Genomic DNA, 18,733 nt, shown 5'->3' on the forward strand with positions numbered 1-18,733 from the left:
GCCTATCAAGTTATCCATACAACACGCCAAACCCACATCTATTGCCCAGAGCACTGAATAACCTCAGCTAAAAGATCCTGCCAAGTGTCATTTTTCGTTTTTTTAGTGCCCTTGCCAAGCCAATACGGGTGGTCAACCTGTCTGAGCATTGGCAAGTCGTTGTCACCATCCCCGATTCCAAAACTCACAATGTCTTGGTATTGCTGCAAAAACAGGTTCTTGAGAATTGAAACGGCTTTTCCCTTATCACTACAGCCTAAAAGGTGGTAGTAGCGTCCGCCTTTGTTGAAACAGAGCCCTTCCGCTTCTATGGCATCCAACACTTGTTGCGAGTTTCCTTTAAGGATTTTGAAGGGTTCATCGTACTCGCGATCTTTTGATAACGCCGCTAAACTGAGAGGTAAACCGCTGTCTTGCGCGACTTCTTCGATACTTAGGTCTCCATATCCAACAATGTCCGCGGAGGTTTTTCTTTTTAGGGCTAAGAGTTTTTCTCGTACGGTTGCATATGGAGTACCAAGTTCGATTACGCTGTAAGCCTCAGTTCGTTTAGTGAACGGATAAGTGACGCTAAAGAAGCCTTGGGGAATAAAGATGGCGGAGCCGTTTTCAACGATAAAGGGGTCAACTATGCAGAGTTGTTTTTGGTAGAACTCGATTTCGCTTTTTGTTTTGCTGCTCGCCAACACGATCGAGGCATCACGGGCTAAAAGCTCGCGTAGGATGGGTTGGGTTTCTGAGTAATCGTATTGGTCATCAAGAATTGTTCCATCGAGGTCAGCGAAAACCAGAATCTTGACGTTTTTAGGTTTCAATGGCGTTCTCACGGAGTTTCTCTCTAATATTAGGCATCGCAGCGATAGCACGCAGCCAATCAGGCAACTGCGCCCGCACGGGGTTCTCCAAATATTTCTGTCCACCCGAAAGAATAACAGAGGACAACAAGTCCACGTTGGCTTCTTCTTCGTGGCGGTCAAAACTGAGATTGTTACAGGTTGCATCGGCGTGGTATTGTCTGATTTTGTCTTGAGCAGCTCTGCGGTAAGCCACTTGGAGACTGATAAGGAAGGGTTGTGAGACTTCCATGTTCTCCATTTCGGTTAGGGTACGGAGCAAGGTGACGAAACTGTCTTCAGCGGTTTTTAGTAACCCATCTGGACCTATAGGTTTATGCCGATGCTCATAAAAGCCGAGGTCAACCTCGCAGATGCGACGGTAGGCTGCATTTCGATAAAGTTCTGCCAGCAGCCCTAATTCAAGGCCCCAGTCACTGGCGACGCGAAGATGTAGGGATAAGTCGCTGTAGAGCGCAATTTCGCCAGCAAGTGGATAACTAAACGATTGCAGATACGTTAAAAATCGTGAGTAACGGAGTTTTTCCTGCAAAATCTCTAGCAACGGAGATATGAAAAGACGATGAATGCGACCGTAGAAGCGCCTTTTTTCAAAGTTAATTCGGGCATAGTACCCTTTGGAGAAGAAAAAATCCAGCTTAGGTTCAATCACGGGGTATAGGAGTTTGGTGGGTAACATTTTGTCGTAGGAAACAATGTCAGCATCATGAACTGCAAAAGCCCGCAACTCAAGAGAGGCAATGCCCATTGCAAGCCACACATCCTTGCCTTTTCCTGATAGCTGCGTTACATCAAGTCCGCTCCTCTTGAGTTCCTCAAGAACATTCAGCACCGCGGGTTTGTTGCACCAGATTACCTCACAGGGCACCTTAAACCCTCGGCATAAACGCAAGGCGTCCTCGTAATTGTCAGCCTCTTTGGTAGACAGCGCTATGAAGACCTTTCTGAGATAATCGCATTTGTTTATTTCTTCAACCATTTTGGTTAAGCCGGGGCTTTTGATGTCATCTCCGAATATGGGTATGATTAAACCAGAAGGAAACTTTGGTTTTAATGCCCTGAGCCGTTCGCTCATGGTGTTAAAGTCGAATGTAAAATCATGGATATTCGCGATTTTCCGTTGGTTAATATCCATAGAAGACCACCAATCTAAAGAGATTACTAATACTATAAATGGCTTTTCGGTTTGCAGCTTTTACAAAATACTGCCGCTAGCTAAACTTAACAGCAAACCTTCTGCACCAACAATTGCATCATAAAAAAACTACCGGGAAACCGATGCATCTGCTGAATAGTACTTTTCCATCAAGTAAGGCTTCAATGCCTCAAAAACAGCGGCTTCCTCCGCAAGATGCTTTTCGGCTTCATCTCTGCTCTGCAACCAAGTTTCCTTAAGGAAAACTGCCACGCGACCAATCCACAATATCCGGAGGGCATCAATCAGTTTTTCGTGGCCATAGGAGGGTTTCTTGTGGTATTCTGCGATGAAGGAGTAAACTGTTTTTGCCCAAACTTCAGAGGAAAAGTCGACCTCCATAGTTGTTTCCAGATGTTTAAGTTGCTCAAATTTTTGCACGAGCTCTTTGTCTAAGAAAGACTCGTAGATGGGCATATGAACGTTGAAGTTGTTTTTGAAGGCATCAATGGTGGCGGGCAAAGAGACCTGAATCTGCTCGGGCGCCACTGCGTATTGGGCTTCGCCTACAAATTCTGTTTTTGAAACCCCCTCAGCATCTTTCCAAGCGGATTCGTATTGTTCAATGCAGCTAAACATGGTGTTAATGACTTGCCTAAACATCGAGGATAACTGGCTTGAGGGGTCTTTGGGGTCATGGCTTTTTATGCCTAGGCGCGCTTGCTGGATCTTGTAGCCTTTTGCTATAGCGGTCAGGGTTTCGAAAATGTCGATACCGAAGCGGCTTATGTCGTCATTTTTCCATAAACTGGAATCTAGGAGGTCATTGACTAATTCTATTGATAACCCGAAGTCGCCGCCTATAGGCTGGCGGATATCTTTGCCGAAGACGCTGCGGGTTATGGGGTAACAGAGGAAGTTAGTTATGGTGCCGTCATATTTTCGGCGGTTATAGAAGGGCGCAACAAACCCTGTGCCAGTTAATGTTGGCGTTATGAGTAGTTGCATCCATTCGGGGGTGATGCTGCGTAAATCTGAATCGATTAATGCGACGCTACGGGCTTTTAGGGAGCGGGCGGCTTCAAAGATTGCTTTAATTGCGGTACCCTTGCCTGATAACCCCATGTAGAGAGCGGGTATAAGTTTAACAGCAGAAGGCAAGTTTACTTGTTTAACTGAAGCCAAGGTGTTATCAGCAGAGTTACCGTCTGAGACGAAAATAACGGATTTGAAGTTAGGAAAATACTTGTCTAACCCCTTAATTGCTTGTGAGAGAACGTAGCTTACAGTTAGGGCGTTGTTGAAGGAGGGAATACCAACAATGATGTCAGCTCGTTCTATGTCGTGGAGATAAATTTTTGCGTCTATTGATAAGGCAGAATTCTCGCTCATTTCGGCGCACTCCATTATTTTAATGGTTTTTGTTAAAAAAAGGTTTGCATAAAATCGGTGGTATTACCCAGAAGATTTAAGCCGCAGCTTCCAGCTTTTTTTGTGGTGGCACGTGTGGCAAAATTGGATTTATCAGCAAAAACAGCGCAGAAGCTTCAGGTGATGCTGGGCAAGGGAGACTATGACTTTTTAGGGTTCACCTTCAACACGCAAACATGCACGTTAACAGACAATTTAGGCGACCCACAAAGCGCTGAGTTATGCTTGAAGATTTTTCCCATTTTGTTGCGGCATTATGCTGAAGGGAATCCTGCAGCATTGACGGGTAAACGCATAAAATTCAGAGATGTCCCCGGAGGCTACGCTTACGAGGGCGCATTTGTCCGAAACGCCATTCACCCCATTGAGGAAGCATTCGGCAAAACACCCGAAGATTTGACCAAAGCCGCCTTACGCCTCGGTGGAGCCACCCTAAGCCTTGGAGATGACTCTACAGAAATCTTTGCCCTCAAAGGCATCCCCTTAACATACATCCTCTACAGCTCCGACGAGTTTGGAGCGTCGGCAAACATACTCTACGATGAATCCGCAAGCCACTATTTGCCTACGGAAGATTTAGCAGTATTAGGCGAGTTAACCACCAGTCGGCTACTTGCAGCAAAACGGGTTTAAGTTGATTGTAGAATTATGCCTAATTTGTTTAGGTTCTCAAACATTGCACAGTGTCCTAGGCCACTAAAAATTTCCAAGTCGCTGGATACTGTTTTGTGTAGGTCATACGCGTTTTTTACGGGGCAGGTTTTGTCTTGGTCACCCGTCCAAATAACAAGTTTACCCAAAGGAACTTCTGTGAAGCTGATGCCCCACGGCTGCATAAACAGTTGATGCTCATCTAACACCGCATCAATGCCGTCTTCGCCTTGTCGAAAAGCCTCCAGCATCGCCTCATACATCAAATTCAGCCAAGTTGGGTCAGAGAAAAACTGCAAATCACTCGCAGAGCAGCCATGCAGAAGCTGTTTACCAGGTGGTGTCGCCAGAAAAGCTGCGGCATCCCCTTTGGCGCGGCGTAGCGAATGAGCTAGTTGCCGCATGGCGATGCGTCCCGCAAACTGGAGTTTCATGATGTAGCGGGCAAGTGGCATATTGTTGTGTGCGGTGGAGACGTCAAAGGGTAGGTTGGGGGCGCCCACGGTTACGGCTTTGGTTACGCGCTCAGGGTACGCGGCTAAGTAGGCGAGGGCGAAGGCTCCGCCGCCGGACCAGCCTAAAATTCCAAATTGTTTTAAGCCTAAGTGTTGGGTTAAGGCGTTGACGTCGGGGTTGAAGTCTTGGATGTTTCGTCGGGGTTTATAGGTGGATAATCCGTAGCCGGGGCGGTCTATGCCGATGAGTTGTAGGGAGTGGGTGGTTGTGAGTTGGGTTAGAAGGAGGGTTTCGAGGCGGCTGCTGGCGGTTCCATGGAAGTATATAACGGGTGTGCCTTGTCCTGTGATTGCGTATGCGAGTTTGCGGTTGTCGGGGAGGGTGAGCGTTTGGGTTGTCATGTTGGGTGTCATCTGTGTGGGGAATGGTACTATTAGGATTTGTGTTGGGGGATAAGGGGGTTAATTTTTGTTGAATCTATCGGGGGTACCGTTGGGATAGTTCGGTGCCCCCGGATAGACCTCAGATTTCTACGGCTTTTTCTATGATAGATGGCAGATTTTGTCTGGGTTTTTGGGCAGGTGCGGTTTGTTGTCGTGTGGTTTTTGACGTTTTGTTTAGGCAAGCAAACTTTATAAACCTTGCTTTAACATAAGTTAAATACAGGTTGAATTACTGGGTGGAAAAACAACCAATATTGCTCAACAACTCATAAACCCAAATTAAAACTAAACCTTATATGGTAAGCCCCCCAAACCCAACCAGAACAACCACAACAAACGCAGGCCAACAAATGTTAACCAAACAAATCCAAACACACAAAGACCCCCAAAACAACTTCATCTACCCCCAATACAAACAAAACAACATCACAAACATACCAAACACCATACAACACCTACTCCTAAAAAACAAACAACCAAAAAACCCCCTGCAAAAAAAGGTTGAACCACTCGTCTCCAAAGAAACAAACAAAATTGTCCTACTCGTAATTGATGGGTTCGGATTTAACCAATTTTTAAAGCATCACCAACAAAACCCTTTTTTAAGCAACCTCAGCGACAAGGGCGAGGTAACCCCAATAACAAGCGTTTTTCCTACCCAAACAACCAACGCCCTCACATCCCTAAACACAGGCTTAACACCTCAAGAACACGGACTCTTTGAATATTTCATATATCTAAAAGGCATCGGTGTTGTCAATGCCTTACGGTTTGAACGTTTAGGCAACAAACGGCATAGCAAACCCGAGGACGAAGGACACGACCCCAGCGTAATGTTGTTGAAGGGAAAAACAATTCACAGCACATTAAAAGAAGAAGGCATCCCCAGCTGGACGCATATGAATTTTTCAAACGCCACTAACGCCGCCTCCAAACTGATTTTTCAAGACAGCACCGTAATACCGGCAGTAAAAGCATCAGATTGTATTGTGCAGCTAAGAAAAAATCTTCAAGAAACCAAAGGCAGCGGCTACTTCTTCATTCACCTTGACACGATAGATACGGTTTCACATGAGTATGGACCGGATAGTGAAGAGTACAACGCAGAGCTTTCAGCGTTAACGTATTTGCTGCATACGGAATTGGTACAGAAACTCGACGCCCAAACCGCCAAGGAAACACTCCTAATACTGACTGCGGACCATGGCGGCGTCAACGTAGACCCCCAAGAAACAACATATCTGCCCAGAGCACCCCTGAATTTTTATGTAGAAAAACATAGACCCATACCACCCACCGGTAGCCCCAGAGAAATCTTTCTACACATAAAAGAAGAAAAACTCAACCAGACCAAACAGTGGCTCCAGCAAGCAATCGGCAAAAAAGCACAGATACTTCAAACTAAAGAAGTTGCTGCGAGGGGCCTTTTTGGGGATGGGCAAGCGAGTGAGGACTTTTTTGAGCGAACAGGCAACCTTATGATTATACCCTATGAGAATGGGACGGTTTGGTTTGAGAGTCGTATGGGTCGGCGTATTCCTTTTTTGGGGCAGCATGGCGGGTTAAGTGAGGACGAGATTTTGGTTCCGTTTGGAGCGGCTATGCTGGATAGGCTAAAAGTGTAGTGCTCTCAAAACTGGAGACCTCAGATGGTTACCCCGCCCGTATTTATCAGTGGATCAAAGTTTTGTTTTGTCTCTTTGTGTGAGTGGGGCGGTTTACGGTATGCCACAAGATAGCAATAGGGCGCTATTGTTTTTTGGGTTTGCTTTGCGTTTTGGGGCCTGTTTGAGTGTGGCATACCTGAATTTCTACACATGCTCAACATAGAGGCATGTTGAAGACGCCGCCATGTGCATGTGAGGGCATGTATAGACTGATTTTTTTTACACAAACACCAAAACCACTATCTGTTTACTTTTTGGGAGGGATGGGCGGATTTCAATTAGTTAAACAAAAATTTTAATAATGCACATTCATTTTTTTGATGGGATGATGGAGAGGGAACCCTGTGGACCACAAACCAAAAAACAAAATAAAAGAAATCAAAGCAGCAGTTTGTCCAATCTGCGGTTGTCTATGCGACGACCTAGAAATAACTGTCAAAAACAACGAAATCGTAAAAATGAAGAACGGTTGCGCTGTATGCGAAGCAAAAATGGTCCACGGATATAAAACCGAACGTATCCGAGAACCATTAATCCGTAAAGAGGGCAAACTAGTCCCCGTAACCCTAGACGAAGCCATCCATAAAGCTGCCCAAATCCTCACAGACGCCAAATACCCCCTGTTATTCGGCTGGGAATGCTGCACAGGAGAAGTCCAAGGCATCGGAGTAGAATTAGCTGAAGAATTAGGCGGAGCAATAGATAACGTTTGCAGCATCTGCCATGGACCCTCGATGATGGCGCTACAGGAAGCAGGCATACCCAGTTGTACTTTGGGGCAAGTTAGGCACCGTGCTGACTTAATCATTTATTGGGGAGCCAACCCATGGGCGTCCCATCCAAGGCATGTTGAAAGATATACTGCGTTCCCAGAGGGTCGCTTTCAGGACAGCGGATGGAAAAGCTACATGCAGAAGATGAAGGCAACCGCCGGCAAAAAGAAAATCGATGCAGCAGCCCGCCGGGGAACAACCACTTATCAACCACCCGCCATCCCAAATAAGCTCCAAGTAGATGCTCCACCCCAAAGCCTCAACAAAGATGGACGAAAACTGATAGTTTTTGACCCCATCAAAACCATGACCGCTGAAGTCGCAGACTACTTCGTACAGGTCGAACCCAACAAGGATTACGAGATATTTGAAACACTTCGATGTTTAGTAAATGACCAAGATGTAGACGTTGACACAGTTGGCGGAGTCCCAGTCGAATACCTAAAGGAAATCGCAGACCTCATGGTAAACTGTGAATTCGGCGCAATATTCTTCGGTTTAGGCTTAACAGCGTCGGCAGGACGATTTAGAAACATCGAAATAGCCGTCAAACTAACCCAAGACCTCAACCGAAAAACAAAATTCGCAATCATGCCCATGAGAGGCCACTTCAACATTGCAGGCGCAAACATAGCGTTCACATGGCGAACAGGTTACCCATTTGCAATCGACTTCTCCCAAGGCTACCCCCAATATAACCCCGGAGAATTCACAACCATCGACCTCCTAAAAAACAACGACAACGACGCCACCTTAGTCATAGGCGCAGACCCAGGTGCACACTTCCCAAAACCATCAATGCAGAAAATGCTACAACACCCCTTAATCGTCATTAACCCTGACATGAACGGCACCTCCCGCCTCGGCGACGTAGTTTTTCCGACCCAGTGGTGCGGCATAGAAATCGCAGGCACAGCCTACCGCATGGACACCGTGCCCATAACCGTCAAAAAGCTTGTAGACCCACCCCCCGGCATCCCAAGCGACGAGGAAATCCTAACAAGAATCCTCAAAGAGGTCCGAGAAATCAAAGCAAAAAATGCAGAACAAAACAATACGGAAGCACCAAAAGTCAAGCGGGTTTCAAAGAAAAAAGAAGCTAACCCCCAGATGGGTTTAGTTCCGCGACGGTTAGAAAAACAGCCCCTCTAAAAAGGGAACTAACCATTTTTTGGTTCTGAGTACATAAATAGTTCAAACACAAAAAAGATACGGTATGTGGGATTATCTGGTTGTTGCCGCGGCAATAGCCGTGTTACTGGCTGCCCTCCTCTACATACGGTCCATGTTTAGGGGAGGTGCTAAACCTAACAGGGTATCGTGGTTTATGTGGTCAGTGGCGCCCTTCATAGCAACAGCAGCTGCAATAAGCAGCGGAGTCAGTTGGGCGGTCTTACCTGTTTTCATGTCAGGCTTGTTGCCCTTCCTAATATTTATCGCATCATTTTTCGCTAAAGACGCCTATTGGAAACTCTCCAAATGGGACTACCTCTTCGGAGTCCTCTCCGCTTTAGCCCTAATCCTGTGGTACCTAACCAACGACGCCAACATCGCTATATTATTTGCAATTGGAAGCGACGGATTCGCCGCCATACCAACCTTACGTAAAACGTGGACATATCCTGAGACAGAGTCAGTTTGGCCCTATGCAGTAGGCATATTTAACGCCGCCAGCGTTTTTGCAGTTGCCCAGATTTGGAGTTTCTCAGAGATAGCATTTCCAGCCTACCTCATAGCAATCAACGCACTGATGCTGATATTTATATTCAACAAAAAAGTGATACCACAAAAACAAGTACCAAACAACATTTAATGCCAACTTAAAAGAAAAAAAGAAAAGGAAAGAGGGCTTGGTTATGGGCGTTTTCTTATCAATAACAAAGCCAGCATCACGCCGATTATGATAACCACGACTATGATGCCAATCGACATAGGTATGAAGTACATGTCAGCGATGGATTCTGCTTGTGCGGGCAAAGGAGTTGCTGTGGCAGATAGTTCAGAAACGTAGGTTGATGTTTCTGCGGCTGACCCATAGTAGGCTTCGGAGCCTTGGAATGTGGCGGTTATGGTGTATTGTCCGGGTACGTTTGGTGTGAGCCATGCGTAGCCAAAGTTGCCGCTAACGTCGCTTGTGGTGTCGCCGATGTGGATGTAGTTGCCGTTGGGGTCAACTGCGTCTATGGATACTGGTACGCCTGTTGCGTTTGTAGGCTTTGCCTGCTGTTGATAGAGATATTCCATCCAGCCTTTTTGGCTTTCGACGGATACTGCGGCGACGCCTGCGGAGAAGCCTTCTTGTTCAGCGATTTTTTTGGCTCCTGCACATTGGTCAGTTACGGTGCCTCGTATCATAGCGACGGATTCTGCGGGTATAGAGGTGTCTGGTGCAGTGACTGTTGTGGCGCTTGGGCCTTTGCCGAAGCAGTATATCTGGTTGTCGTAGATGTTGAGGGCAACTAGGTAGCCGTCTGAGATTGCGAAGTTGCTGCCGCTGGCGCCTCCGGGCAAGCTTACACCGAAAAGCGAAAATTTCCAGAGTTCTTCACCGTCGGATGCGTTGATGCAGCGGACGTATGAGCCGCGGAATAGGGGTTGGCCGGGTGAGTGTTCGCAGGTGCCTAGATAGATTTTGCCGTCAGCGATGCAGCCTATGCCTACAGGGTAGTTGCCGTAGGGGGATTCGAAGCCCTCGTTTGCTGCTGTGAATTTCCATGCGAGTTCGCCAGTTTTCATGTCGTAGGCGTATAGTTCTCCGCCATATCCGTAACTGAGAAGTTTGCCTTGGTAGATGTTGCTGCCGACTCCGTAGACGTTCATGGGGTTTTCGCTTTCGGTTGGGCCCCAGATTTGTTGTCCAGTTTCGAGGCTGTATCCCCACCATCGTCTGGTGACGCCTTCGTTGAGGACAAATACGCCGCTTTCGGGATCCACGGTGGGTCCGCTGATGCCTCTATAACCGATGACACCTGTATTAGCGGGCACCTCAGTTTTTGGCGTGGTATAGGTTATGTTCCAAAGAAGCGTACCGACAGCACCTTTGCTTCTGTCAAGGTTTAGCGCCCAAAGGTTACCTGGAAGAACTCCGCGGTCGTCGTTGTAGCCGAGTGTTCCGCCGATGACGTATTTGTCGTCGCGCACGGCAAGGATGCTGCCCTGCACATCAGGTATTGAGACGTTGTAGAAGAAGCCGTGACTTCCGTCGTATGTCTTATTGAGGACGGGCCGCCAGTAGTAGTAGTTCTCCATTTGGAATACGCTTTCTTGGTTTTGCCATTGCTGCTGGGTACCTGGCCACCATATAGCTTGAGTAGTATTCCAGACGGTCAAACGTTTGTTTGCTCCTGAGCCTACGAGGTTAAAGTACAGTATGCTGCCGTCGTTGCCGTAGACTTGGGTGCCTGAGGTGGATACATTTGCTATGCTGCAGATGTAGTTGCCTGTGTAGGCGTCAAACATCATCATTGGACTCGCTGGACCTGTGGGTGGACCATACATGGGCGCTGGTACGCCTATGCTCCAGAGGTAGGGTATGCCGCCGTATTGGTCAAAGTTATTGTAGACGAGAATTTGACCGAATTTTAGAGATTCGCCATAGATTGTTCCTGCAACGGGGGGTCCCATTGGTTGGGTTACGGAGCCTGTGGTGTTGTGGAAGTATTCTTCTTCGCCAGTGTAGAGATTAAGGCAATGCCAACCGTATTGAGGGTTTGATTTGGTATTGTAGTAGAGATTTCCGTTGAGGATAATTGGGGGGTCAAAGAATAGGCCTTCGTAGTGTATACCGTTGTAGCCTTCGGTGCCAAAGCGTTCGTCCATGATGCCGCCAGCCCACATCGGGGTCGCCCACATGACATGAGCGCTTTCGGGACCGGGTCCATAGCCAAAGCCAGTGGTTGAGTTGACTTTTTGTGCGGCGCCTGCCAGCCAATTCCCTGCAAGGGTGTACCAGTTTCTATTCATGTTGTTGATTGGGCGAGTCCAGAACTCGGAGGGTAAAGGTGTTTCTGACCATTTCTGTATTGGGTCCTGCTGGACAGCAACATTTACGGGGTCGCTGGAGCTTGCTAAGAAAGTGTCATTCCAAAAGGCATAGCCAGATTGCTGCGGTATTGAGTAGAAGGGGTTTGTGGGTTGACCAGTTATTTTGTGTTCAACCATCTTCGCGACGAAGGTGTAATTGCCAGTTTCGATGGGGGTGAAGTTTGTGTAACTGCCGCCTACGGGGTCAGATTCGAAGGGACCTAACGTTTTATTTTGGCCATTAGGCGAGATAACGTCAATCGTGAAGGTCCATTTGTCCCCGAAGGTACCTTGAGCGGTTGGAGGTACTGCATTGCTCCAAAAAACCAGCATGATTTCTTGGCCAACGCCTACGAGGTTAGCTGAAGCGACCAGGTAAGTCCATGTGGGAAAAGATTTTGGGGGGTCATGTGCGCCAGTTGAGGGGACCATCGTTAGTGAGACAAGCATTGAAATCGTTAGAAGAGAAATCGTCAAAATTGCTAATAATTTATGATTTATTCTTTTCATTTTTAATCTTCCTTTTTTAATGAAGAATAAGAAACGCTATACTAGCTACTTATCATGATGTGGAACAGGGTTTTGCGACAAAATGCACGAAAAATGGTGATGCCGTAGGCCATTTTTCAGGTTGACATCGGTGGAAGGGCTGTTTGGTCAGTTGTTTTTGCCCAGACAGCATCAAAATATGCTTGGCAAGGTTTGGTTAAAGCAGGATTTACACTCCATAATTCGGGTCCGCGGGCAAGGCTGGTTTCCGGGCTAAAAGCGATAGCTACAGTCGCATGGTCAAAAATTGCAACCACCGCGGACAGCGACTGAAGCTGAAGCCTCAACTCAAAACGCCCCGAACCCAATAATGCGTCTTGCACCCATTTTGGCAACTGATGACTATACGGTTTCTCCGTCAAAACACGCAAGGTCACACCTCTTGAGAGTGCCTTATTTAAGGGTACTTCAAGAAGACGACTTAGCTGCTTGAAACGTTTCCAACTGGTTATAATTTCTATGGTTTGGCGAGTTTGTTTTAGGGTTTTTACGTATTTTTTGCCTCGGTCGCCCTCAATCACTGTGCCAAAACAAGGCTTCACATCCACCGCTACAGGCAAAGACTGGCTTAACCGCTCGGTTAATTGCTTGGCTTTTTGACAAAGACCACTCCATTGAATCGTTTTCCTTTCCAAAAGCATAGCCACCGCCTCCGAAATAGGAGTTGCCTCAAAAGTTGAAGGCGCTGAAACATGGCGTTGAACCAAACCTAACTGCAACAAACCATCCAACAGACGATAAAGCTCCTGACGATTTACCCCCGAAGACCCAGAGATATCTTGCACTTTAGCATCGCCAGTTTTAAGCAAAGCTAAATAGACATGCGCCTGTCGCACTGTGAGCCCCAATCCAACTAGAACGTCTACTTCATCCAAACCAGCCCCGGATAGCCCAGATTGGCTAAAGGTTTGCAGTGAAGTTGGCGATTTAGTTAGAGTTTTTTGCATTAGCACTCAGGCTCATTTTTCGCTAAGCGAGTATTTAGTTATCTATTTGCGCAATGTTTTTAAAAAATTATGCATTACTTAGCACAAAATTACAAAAAATTAGCATAAACAAAAATATAATAGACTAAAATTTTACCACACTGACTAAACCGCTGGGCAAGATGAAAGGTTTTGCTATTATTGTGGTTAGAGGGCGTAGGCTTGCTTCTCGATTTTGTAGAGGCACTCGGTTTCGCCCAGAATCAGCAGAGTGTCGTTTTCTGCCAAGGTAAACCCTGGGTCAAATAGGGAAGATACCACTTTACCATCGCGAATTACGCCGATTATGGAGCCGTACTTGGAGATTTCTTGCAGGCCTTTGCCGATGAGTGGGGAAGACCTAAAGATTGTGAATTCCGCGATTTCTTTTGCCCCAATTTTCTCTGAGAACACGATGCCAACTAAGCCTTTGGTTACGGCTGAGAGCGCTAGCAGATGCCCCACGGTGACGGAGTCGGGGATAACCATGCTTGCGCCTGCGGTTTTGGCAGTGTCAACTAAAGCGGGGTCATGCACTACAGAAATTATGCGAACGTCTTGCCGCAGTTTGCGAGCAGTCAGCAGAATAAGCATGTTCTCCGCGTCTTGTTCATGTGCGATAACCACCATCGAGGCTTGGTCGATGCCCGCTGTTTTGAGGGCTTCAATGGGTTGGGTTTCGTATTCAAGTACCACAAACACATCTCGTTTTAGCAGTTCATTATAGGTATTTGGGTCCTTGGTCATGATGACATAGTCGAAGCCTAACTCTTCGAGTTTCTCAGAAACATACTTACCCAAATGGCTGTAACCGAACACTATTACGTGTTTTCTTAGCCGCTTCATGAGTTGCTTTTGGGCTTCGCTTTTTGCAAGTTGACCGTCAACTAACATGCTAACCATACTCTGGACAATAGATGCTAACGCGCCAACCGATATAAGAATCAAGACTATTAAAAGCACTGCTTCGGTGGGGTCAATTGTGAAAAAGTTGCCGCCGTTTGGAATAAACATGCCAACTGTGGTTATCGTCGAGACCGAAGCCAAGAACGCGCTGATTGTGGGTAAATGGTCAAAGTAGTAATAGATGACCCCGCCAAATAAGAACATCAAAGCAAGCACTATGACTTGACGGTAAACTGCTTTAAAGAAGGCTATTGGTCCGTAGAAGGCTTGATAGAAAACGAAACTGAATCTTCGGGTCTGTCTTCTGATGAGTCCTTTGCTTGGGCGCCCAAAAATCACTTCCTCCTCGTTCAATCCCTCAGTCTTCCGTTGCATTTGATGGCTTTTGGGTTTAATTGATTACGCTATTAGATAACAATTCCTGTTTTTGAAGTTAAAATGCCACTTGTTTAACTTGGGGGGTAGGAGCTATTGCTTTTGGGATTTAATATAAATTGCAACATTAATCGGTGCAGCCGACTGACCCACAAAATCTGACAAGCTACCCGACCATTTGGGGGCCGAGTTCGCTGTGAACCCAACAGTTTCGGAGATGCCACGCCAGAGTAACGCTTTGTCGTAGTCGCGTGCGTCTTGGGGCATGAACTCAAAAATGCTGCGGCTCGCCACAATTACTAGCTTTTTCTTCATGCGGCTGATGGCGACGTTTACGCGGTTGAGGTTTAGGAGGAATTCGCTTTCGGTGCGGACATAGTCAGGGTCGCTTACAGTGCTGGAGATTATTATGAGGTCTGCCTCGCCGCCTTGATAACGCTCCACTGTGTCAACGCGTATGTTGCCAAAGCCGTCGGCAAGCATATTCTTGAGCAGCCCCTTCTGCGCGTTATGGGGAGTTATGACGCCGACGCTCTCGGTTGGTGCATTGCGCACCAGCATCTGCACAATCGATGCCTCCACCAAGTTAGATTGAAAACTCTCCGCCTCATCATGCACAACTAGGACAAACACGTTTTCAGGCTGCAAAACCACGCCTAACCCCTCCGTTTTAGGCTGGCAAGATGGCAACATCTGGTGCTGGTCAGAGCGGAAATCGATGCTGTCTTTTTCGTAGACCCATTCGCGCAGAAAGTCAGCGACGACGGCGTGGCATCGGTGGCTTTCGCAGAGGCGCTCAGCAGGGATGTTGGCGGGATGTGTGCATTTGATTCGTTCGATGCCAAGGTCCTCGTTACGTAGTAGACGGAGGAAGTCCATGGCTGAGAGGAAGGATGCCATTTCTTCGAGGGTTCGACGGTCTTCTTTTTCCCAGTTATGCGCCACAATCGGGGGGAGCTGGCGGTGGTCGCCTGCGACTAGGATTTGGCTGTTTTTGGAGAGAAAACTGCCTGACAAGATGAGTTCGGGAAGCCGCATCATGCTCGCTTCGTCCACGACTAGGAGGTCAAAGAAGCCTTCGCCCCAAGGCGGTTCGGAATCGCCGATTTTCTTCATCAAGCCATACAGGCTGGGGGGAGTCACGCATAAGATAAGCGGGTAGGCGCCCATTACCTCGCGGGTTAGGGTAGATTGGTTCATGAGGCAACCCGTGAGTTCCTCAACGGTTTCCTCGTCCTCGTTGTAGTTGAGGTATTTAACACCTTCAATCGGCGCCACAGAGGAAGAATTGCTGCTAAGGACACGGAAGATTTGGAGGTCTTTTAGGTCCTTGCCGCCTGCAACAGAGTATTCCTGCCAACACCGCGCCAGCTTAGCGACGAATTCTTGAATGGCTTTATGCGTGGGCGCAACCATCAAAACCCTACACCGAGACGCCCGATGCGCCGCTACATGCGCCAAAACGGCTAGCTGCAACGTTTCGGTTTTGCCTGTGCCCGGTGGACCCTGCAACATAACAATCGGCTCCGCACCAAACACACGCTCCACAAACCTCGCCTGCTCTGGTTTAGGTGGAAACTTTCGATGCTGCATCCAATCCAGAAATGGCTCCGCAGCAACCTTAGGCAAAGCCTTATGGGTGGACCCGCCAGTTTTGCCTGCTAAATACTCAGCCAAAAGGTGATAGAGTACGTTGTTGGCGGCGTAGTCGAGGCATTTGGCGGCGCGGTCGGAGATAATATCATCGGCTAATTCATCGAGGATGTAGACGCGTCCTTTTTCGAAGAGTTGCATGTACTTGTTTTGGGCTTTCTCGGGGTCAGTGGTGGGGAGGTTGTGCCATGCGCTGTATTTGCTGCCTCTACCTGTAGGCCACGTCACGACTTTAACTGCGATTTCGAGTTTGGCAACGTCAACTTTGTCGACGATGGCGCGGGCGGATTTCTCCACCTCAGAGGGGCTGCGTTTCTGGGCTTCCTCAAACTGCCCATTCGCGTTTCGCCGCAACTCGGTGATGACCATCCAGTCGCCGCTGCTTGACCCGTCCGAACCTTTGATGCGGCATGCGTTTGCGACGCAGTCAGCTTTAGGCAACCCTATGTTTTCGTAGACAAGTTTGCCGCGGACAATGAACTCCAAGTCGGATTCGAACACGTTGGTGCATTCAAAAATCAGCGACCGCCCCGACGCAACCCGCTGATATGGCAACATTGCATAATGCTGATAGAGCTCTTGGCGCTTAGAGAAATACTCCAAATCCAAAAACTCTCGGCAACTACGCTCTAAGGTAGCGGTGCCCAAAGAGAATTCGGAGATTGTTGGGATGGGTATGGGTTTTTTGCCTAAGCGGCGGTTGCGGATGTTTAGTGACCGCTCGATGTGTTCGAGTATTAGGCAAAGGGTTTGCCCCATCAAGGTGAGTTCTTCGTCGCTGATGCGGCGTGTTTTTTGGTTGTAATCGCACCATTTGCGTTTTTCCAGCAAAATCTTAGACGGACCCTTGACTGGCTCAAAATTGTCCAATCGTCCCTTTGCGCCCCAGATGTATTCTATGGGCAGTTGGTCGCCGAAACGGGCACGGGCGGGATAGTAGCCGTCGTTGGGGCCTTCTTTTAGGAAGGTTATGGAGCCGTCGGGGTTACGGTGGAAAGGCAGAGAATAGTTGAATAAGCCATCACGGAAAACCAAGCTCAAGTCCACGGTGCTGCCGTCTTTGCGTTTGGTGGTCCATTGTTTGCGGTCAAAGTAGCCTGCTTGGTCCAGAATCGGCAGCAAACCTGAACTGTGAAATTTGAGGGCTTTTCTATGCACCACTTCGTCTTGGAGGATGGAGAACATGGGTTGGTCGATGGCTTGACGGAGCCCGAGGAGGTCGCGGACAGCGTGGGCGCTCATGAGCGAATTTTGGCGCGTGACAGCTTTCATTAAGATGTCGCGTTCTTGGCGGCTAAAAAAGTAGAGATGAATGGGGGCTTCGTCGGGGCTGCCTATGGCAACTGCGATTTTGTTGATAACGGCTGTGAGGTCAAAGAAGAATTTCTCAAGTAGCGAGCGTTCTGCGTCTAAGCCAGCTTGATGGTCATCTGGAAGAGAACCAATAACGTGGGAGACACTCAGGGGTTCACCTCGGTAGCGAGTGCAGCTGACCCGTGCACTAATCAAAGAGACGAGGTCAAGCATGTAGTCCCATTCGACGAAGAGATACACGCGGATCATGCAGTCGGGGTTCGCCATCAACGCGGCATCTGTGCCTAAAGCGGGGGCGTCTTCGGGTAGACTGCCATATCCCGTGCCGGTTAGCCAGGGCATCCAGCGGTTCTTGTTAGCAAACTGGCTATTGGGACGAATGCCGCCTAACATGTACTGGGCGCGTTCAATCAACCAGTCAAGTTTAGGTCCCACAATGGGGTCGGTTGAGAGAAGATGCACCTTTTGGGGGTCACGAGCGGGGAGGTTTTTGAAGTCATAGGGGCGCAAATCGTTGTTTTGCGGGACAAATTTGAGTTTTGCAAGGTCCTCAAGTTTGGAGATGCCGTAGTGGCTGAGCGCTTTTTGTTCGCCTCGACTTAAATTCAGCAGGGAGATGCTTTCGTTTTCTACGGAGCAGACGATGCAACACTCGTTGAAACCACAGTTGTCACATCTCCAACAGAGCTGATACTCCACGGTTTCGAGGGGAGTTTGTCGGATGCGGTTTAATTCGCCGTCTTTGGAGAGGAGGCGTTGAACATCTTGGATTAGGGGACTTAGTTTGAATTTGGGGAGGCTCTCAGCGTCAAGGCATGTGAGGTCGGTTTCGCGGTTGATTACGCCGCCTTCAACCTCAACTTTTGAGGCTAAGCCGCCGAGTTCTCTTGAGAGGAGCAGCACATAGATGGCGACTTGGATACGATGGGCTGTCTGTTCCTTCCAAGAAGCCTTTAGCTCAAAAATGCGGACTTTGACTTTGCCGTTTTTTTGGGGCCAAATCGCAATCAAATCAGCGATGCCTTTGATGTCCCACACCCCGATGGCTCCTTTCATGGGAACCTGATAGAGCAATATGGGACGGTTGTCAGCTTGTTCGCCTTTGGAAATCTGGGTTTCGATAACGTAGTGGAGGTAATTCATGGAGTCGGCAGCTTTTCCCCAGCCATACTTATGTGGGTCGTAGCGGTCAAAGTCGAAGTAGTCGGCGGCGTTTGCTTTGAGTTCTTCCACCTTTTTTTCTTCAAGGGCTTTGCCGACGCCGTAAAGTAGCGGGCTGATGGGTTTGAAGGCTTCGACCCATTTTCGGCGTTTGACTTCTTTGCCTTCAGATTTTAGTTTAAAGAATCGGGGGCAACAGTTGAAACGGATGTATTCGGCGATGCCTGACGCGGTTAGGGAACCGTCGGTTGACTCGTCATCTGAAACGTCTACGTTGATATCAATGCCGCCGTCACTCACGCTTCTGCGCCCTCTGGTTACGTGTTGTCTTTAACTTATTTGGGCATTATTGTATTTACCGCCTAATCAACTGCAAA

Annotated in this window: 12 protein-coding genes; 4 read left to right on the forward strand and 8 right to left on the reverse strand. The window is 48.0% G+C overall.

The genetic code is table 11. The features are described 5' to 3' along the window. Positions 1-38: 38 nt before the first annotated feature. The 3 genes from NWE92_09550 to NWE92_09560 all read right to left on the reverse strand — a co-directional run bounded on the left by NWE92_09550 (position 39) and on the right by NWE92_09560 (position 3,381). Positions 39-815 (reverse strand): HAD-IIB family hydrolase, encoded by a 777-nt coding sequence (locus tag NWE92_09550; GenBank protein MCW4029873.1) that lies wholly within the window; start codon positions 813-815, stop codon positions 39-41. Further along, positions 805-1,989, reverse strand: a complete 1,185-nt coding sequence (locus tag NWE92_09555; GenBank protein MCW4029874.1) for a glucosyl-3-phosphoglycerate synthase — start codon at positions 1,987-1,989, stop codon at positions 805-807. The genes NWE92_09550 and NWE92_09555 overlap by 11 nt, the downstream gene beginning before the upstream one ends. Positions 1,990-2,118: 129 nt before the next feature. Beyond that, positions 2,119-3,381, reverse strand: coding sequence for a cell wall biosynthesis glycosyltransferase (locus NWE92_09560; GenBank protein ID MCW4029875.1), 1,263 nt, complete (start codon positions 3,379-3,381; stop codon positions 2,119-2,121). A 114-nt stretch (positions 3,382-3,495) separates the two neighbouring features. On the opposite strand from NWE92_09560, the gene NWE92_09565 reads away from it, so the two are divergent. Next, positions 3,496-4,053, forward strand: a complete 558-nt coding sequence (locus NWE92_09565) for a DUF3786 domain-containing protein (protein ID MCW4029876.1) — start codon at positions 3,496-3,498, stop codon at positions 4,051-4,053. Here NWE92_09565 and NWE92_09570 read toward each other — a convergent pair. After that, entirely contained in the window at positions 4,050-4,928 is an 879-nt protein-coding gene (locus NWE92_09570) for an alpha/beta hydrolase (protein MCW4029877.1), read from the reverse strand. The two genes, NWE92_09565 and NWE92_09570, sit on opposite strands and share 4 nt — an antisense overlap. Before the next feature lie 338 nt (positions 4,929-5,266). Between NWE92_09570 and NWE92_09575 the strand changes: the two genes are divergently transcribed. The 3 genes from NWE92_09575 (at position 5,267) to NWE92_09585 (ending at position 9,223) form a co-directional block, all read left to right on the forward strand. Next, complete coding sequence (locus NWE92_09575) at positions 5,267-6,595, forward strand: alkaline phosphatase family protein (protein ID MCW4029878.1); 1,329 nt, start codon at positions 5,267-5,269, stop codon at positions 6,593-6,595. A gap of 386 nt (positions 6,596-6,981) precedes the next feature. Further along, on the forward strand, positions 6,982-8,562 hold the full coding sequence (locus NWE92_09580; GenBank protein ID MCW4029879.1) for a formylmethanofuran dehydrogenase subunit B: 1,581 nt from the start codon (positions 6,982-6,984) through the stop codon (positions 8,560-8,562). A 64-nt stretch (positions 8,563-8,626) separates the two neighbouring features. Then, a complete protein-coding gene (locus NWE92_09585; GenBank protein MCW4029880.1) occupies positions 8,627-9,223 on the forward strand; it encodes a hypothetical protein in 597 nt (198 codons plus the stop codon). Between the two features lie 41 nt (positions 9,224-9,264). On the opposite strand, the gene NWE92_09590 is transcribed toward NWE92_09585, so the two are convergent. The 4 genes from NWE92_09590 to NWE92_09605 form a co-directional block, all read right to left on the reverse strand. Further along, entirely contained in the window at positions 9,265-11,943 is a 2,679-nt protein-coding gene (locus NWE92_09590) for a PQQ-binding-like beta-propeller repeat protein (protein ID MCW4029881.1), read from the reverse strand. 116 nt (positions 11,944-12,059) lie between these two features. Then, complete coding sequence (locus tag NWE92_09595; protein ID MCW4029882.1) at positions 12,060-12,857, reverse strand: hypothetical protein; 798 nt, start codon at positions 12,855-12,857, stop codon at positions 12,060-12,062. A 258-nt stretch (positions 12,858-13,115) separates the two neighbouring features. Next, the gene (locus NWE92_09600) at positions 13,116-14,228 is read right to left on the reverse strand and encodes an NAD-binding protein (GenBank protein MCW4029883.1); all 1,113 of its coding nucleotides are present in this window, start codon (positions 14,226-14,228) and stop codon (positions 13,116-13,118) included. A gap of 93 nt (positions 14,229-14,321) precedes the next feature. Continuing rightward, entirely contained in the window at positions 14,322-18,656 is a 4,335-nt protein-coding gene (locus tag NWE92_09605; GenBank protein ID MCW4029884.1) for an AAA domain-containing protein, read from the reverse strand. Between the last annotated feature and the right edge of the window lie 77 nt (positions 18,657-18,733).

The sequence above is a fragment of the Candidatus Bathyarchaeota archaeon genome, from assembly GCA_026014745.1.
In the GTDB taxonomy this organism is placed as follows: Archaea; Thermoproteota; Bathyarchaeia; order Bathyarchaeales; family Bathycorpusculaceae; genus Bathycorpusculum.

Bases quoted from the DNA above. Each gene is read 5' to 3' on its own strand.
- NWE92_09555 (MCW4029874.1), bottom strand. From the start codon at position 1,989: ATGGATATTAACCAACGGAAAATCGCGAATATCCATGATTTTACATTC.
- NWE92_09560 (MCW4029875.1), bottom strand. From the start codon at position 3,381: ATGAGCGAGAATTCTGCCTTATCAATAGACGCAAAAATTTATCTCCAC.
- NWE92_09570 (MCW4029877.1), bottom strand. From the start codon at position 4,928: ATGACAACCCAAACGCTCACCCTCCCCGACAACCGCAAACTCGCATAC.
- NWE92_09575 (MCW4029878.1), top strand. From the start codon at position 5,267: ATGGTAAGCCCCCCAAACCCAACCAGAACAACCACAACAAACGCAGGC.
- NWE92_09585 (MCW4029880.1), top strand. From the start codon at position 8,627: ATGTGGGATTATCTGGTTGTTGCCGCGGCAATAGCCGTGTTACTGGCT.
- NWE92_09590 (MCW4029881.1), bottom strand. From the start codon at position 11,943: ATGAAAAGAATAAATCATAAATTATTAGCAATTTTGACGATTTCTCTT.
- NWE92_09600 (MCW4029883.1), bottom strand. From the start codon at position 14,228: ATGCAACGGAAGACTGAGGGATTGAACGAGGAGGAAGTGATTTTTGGG.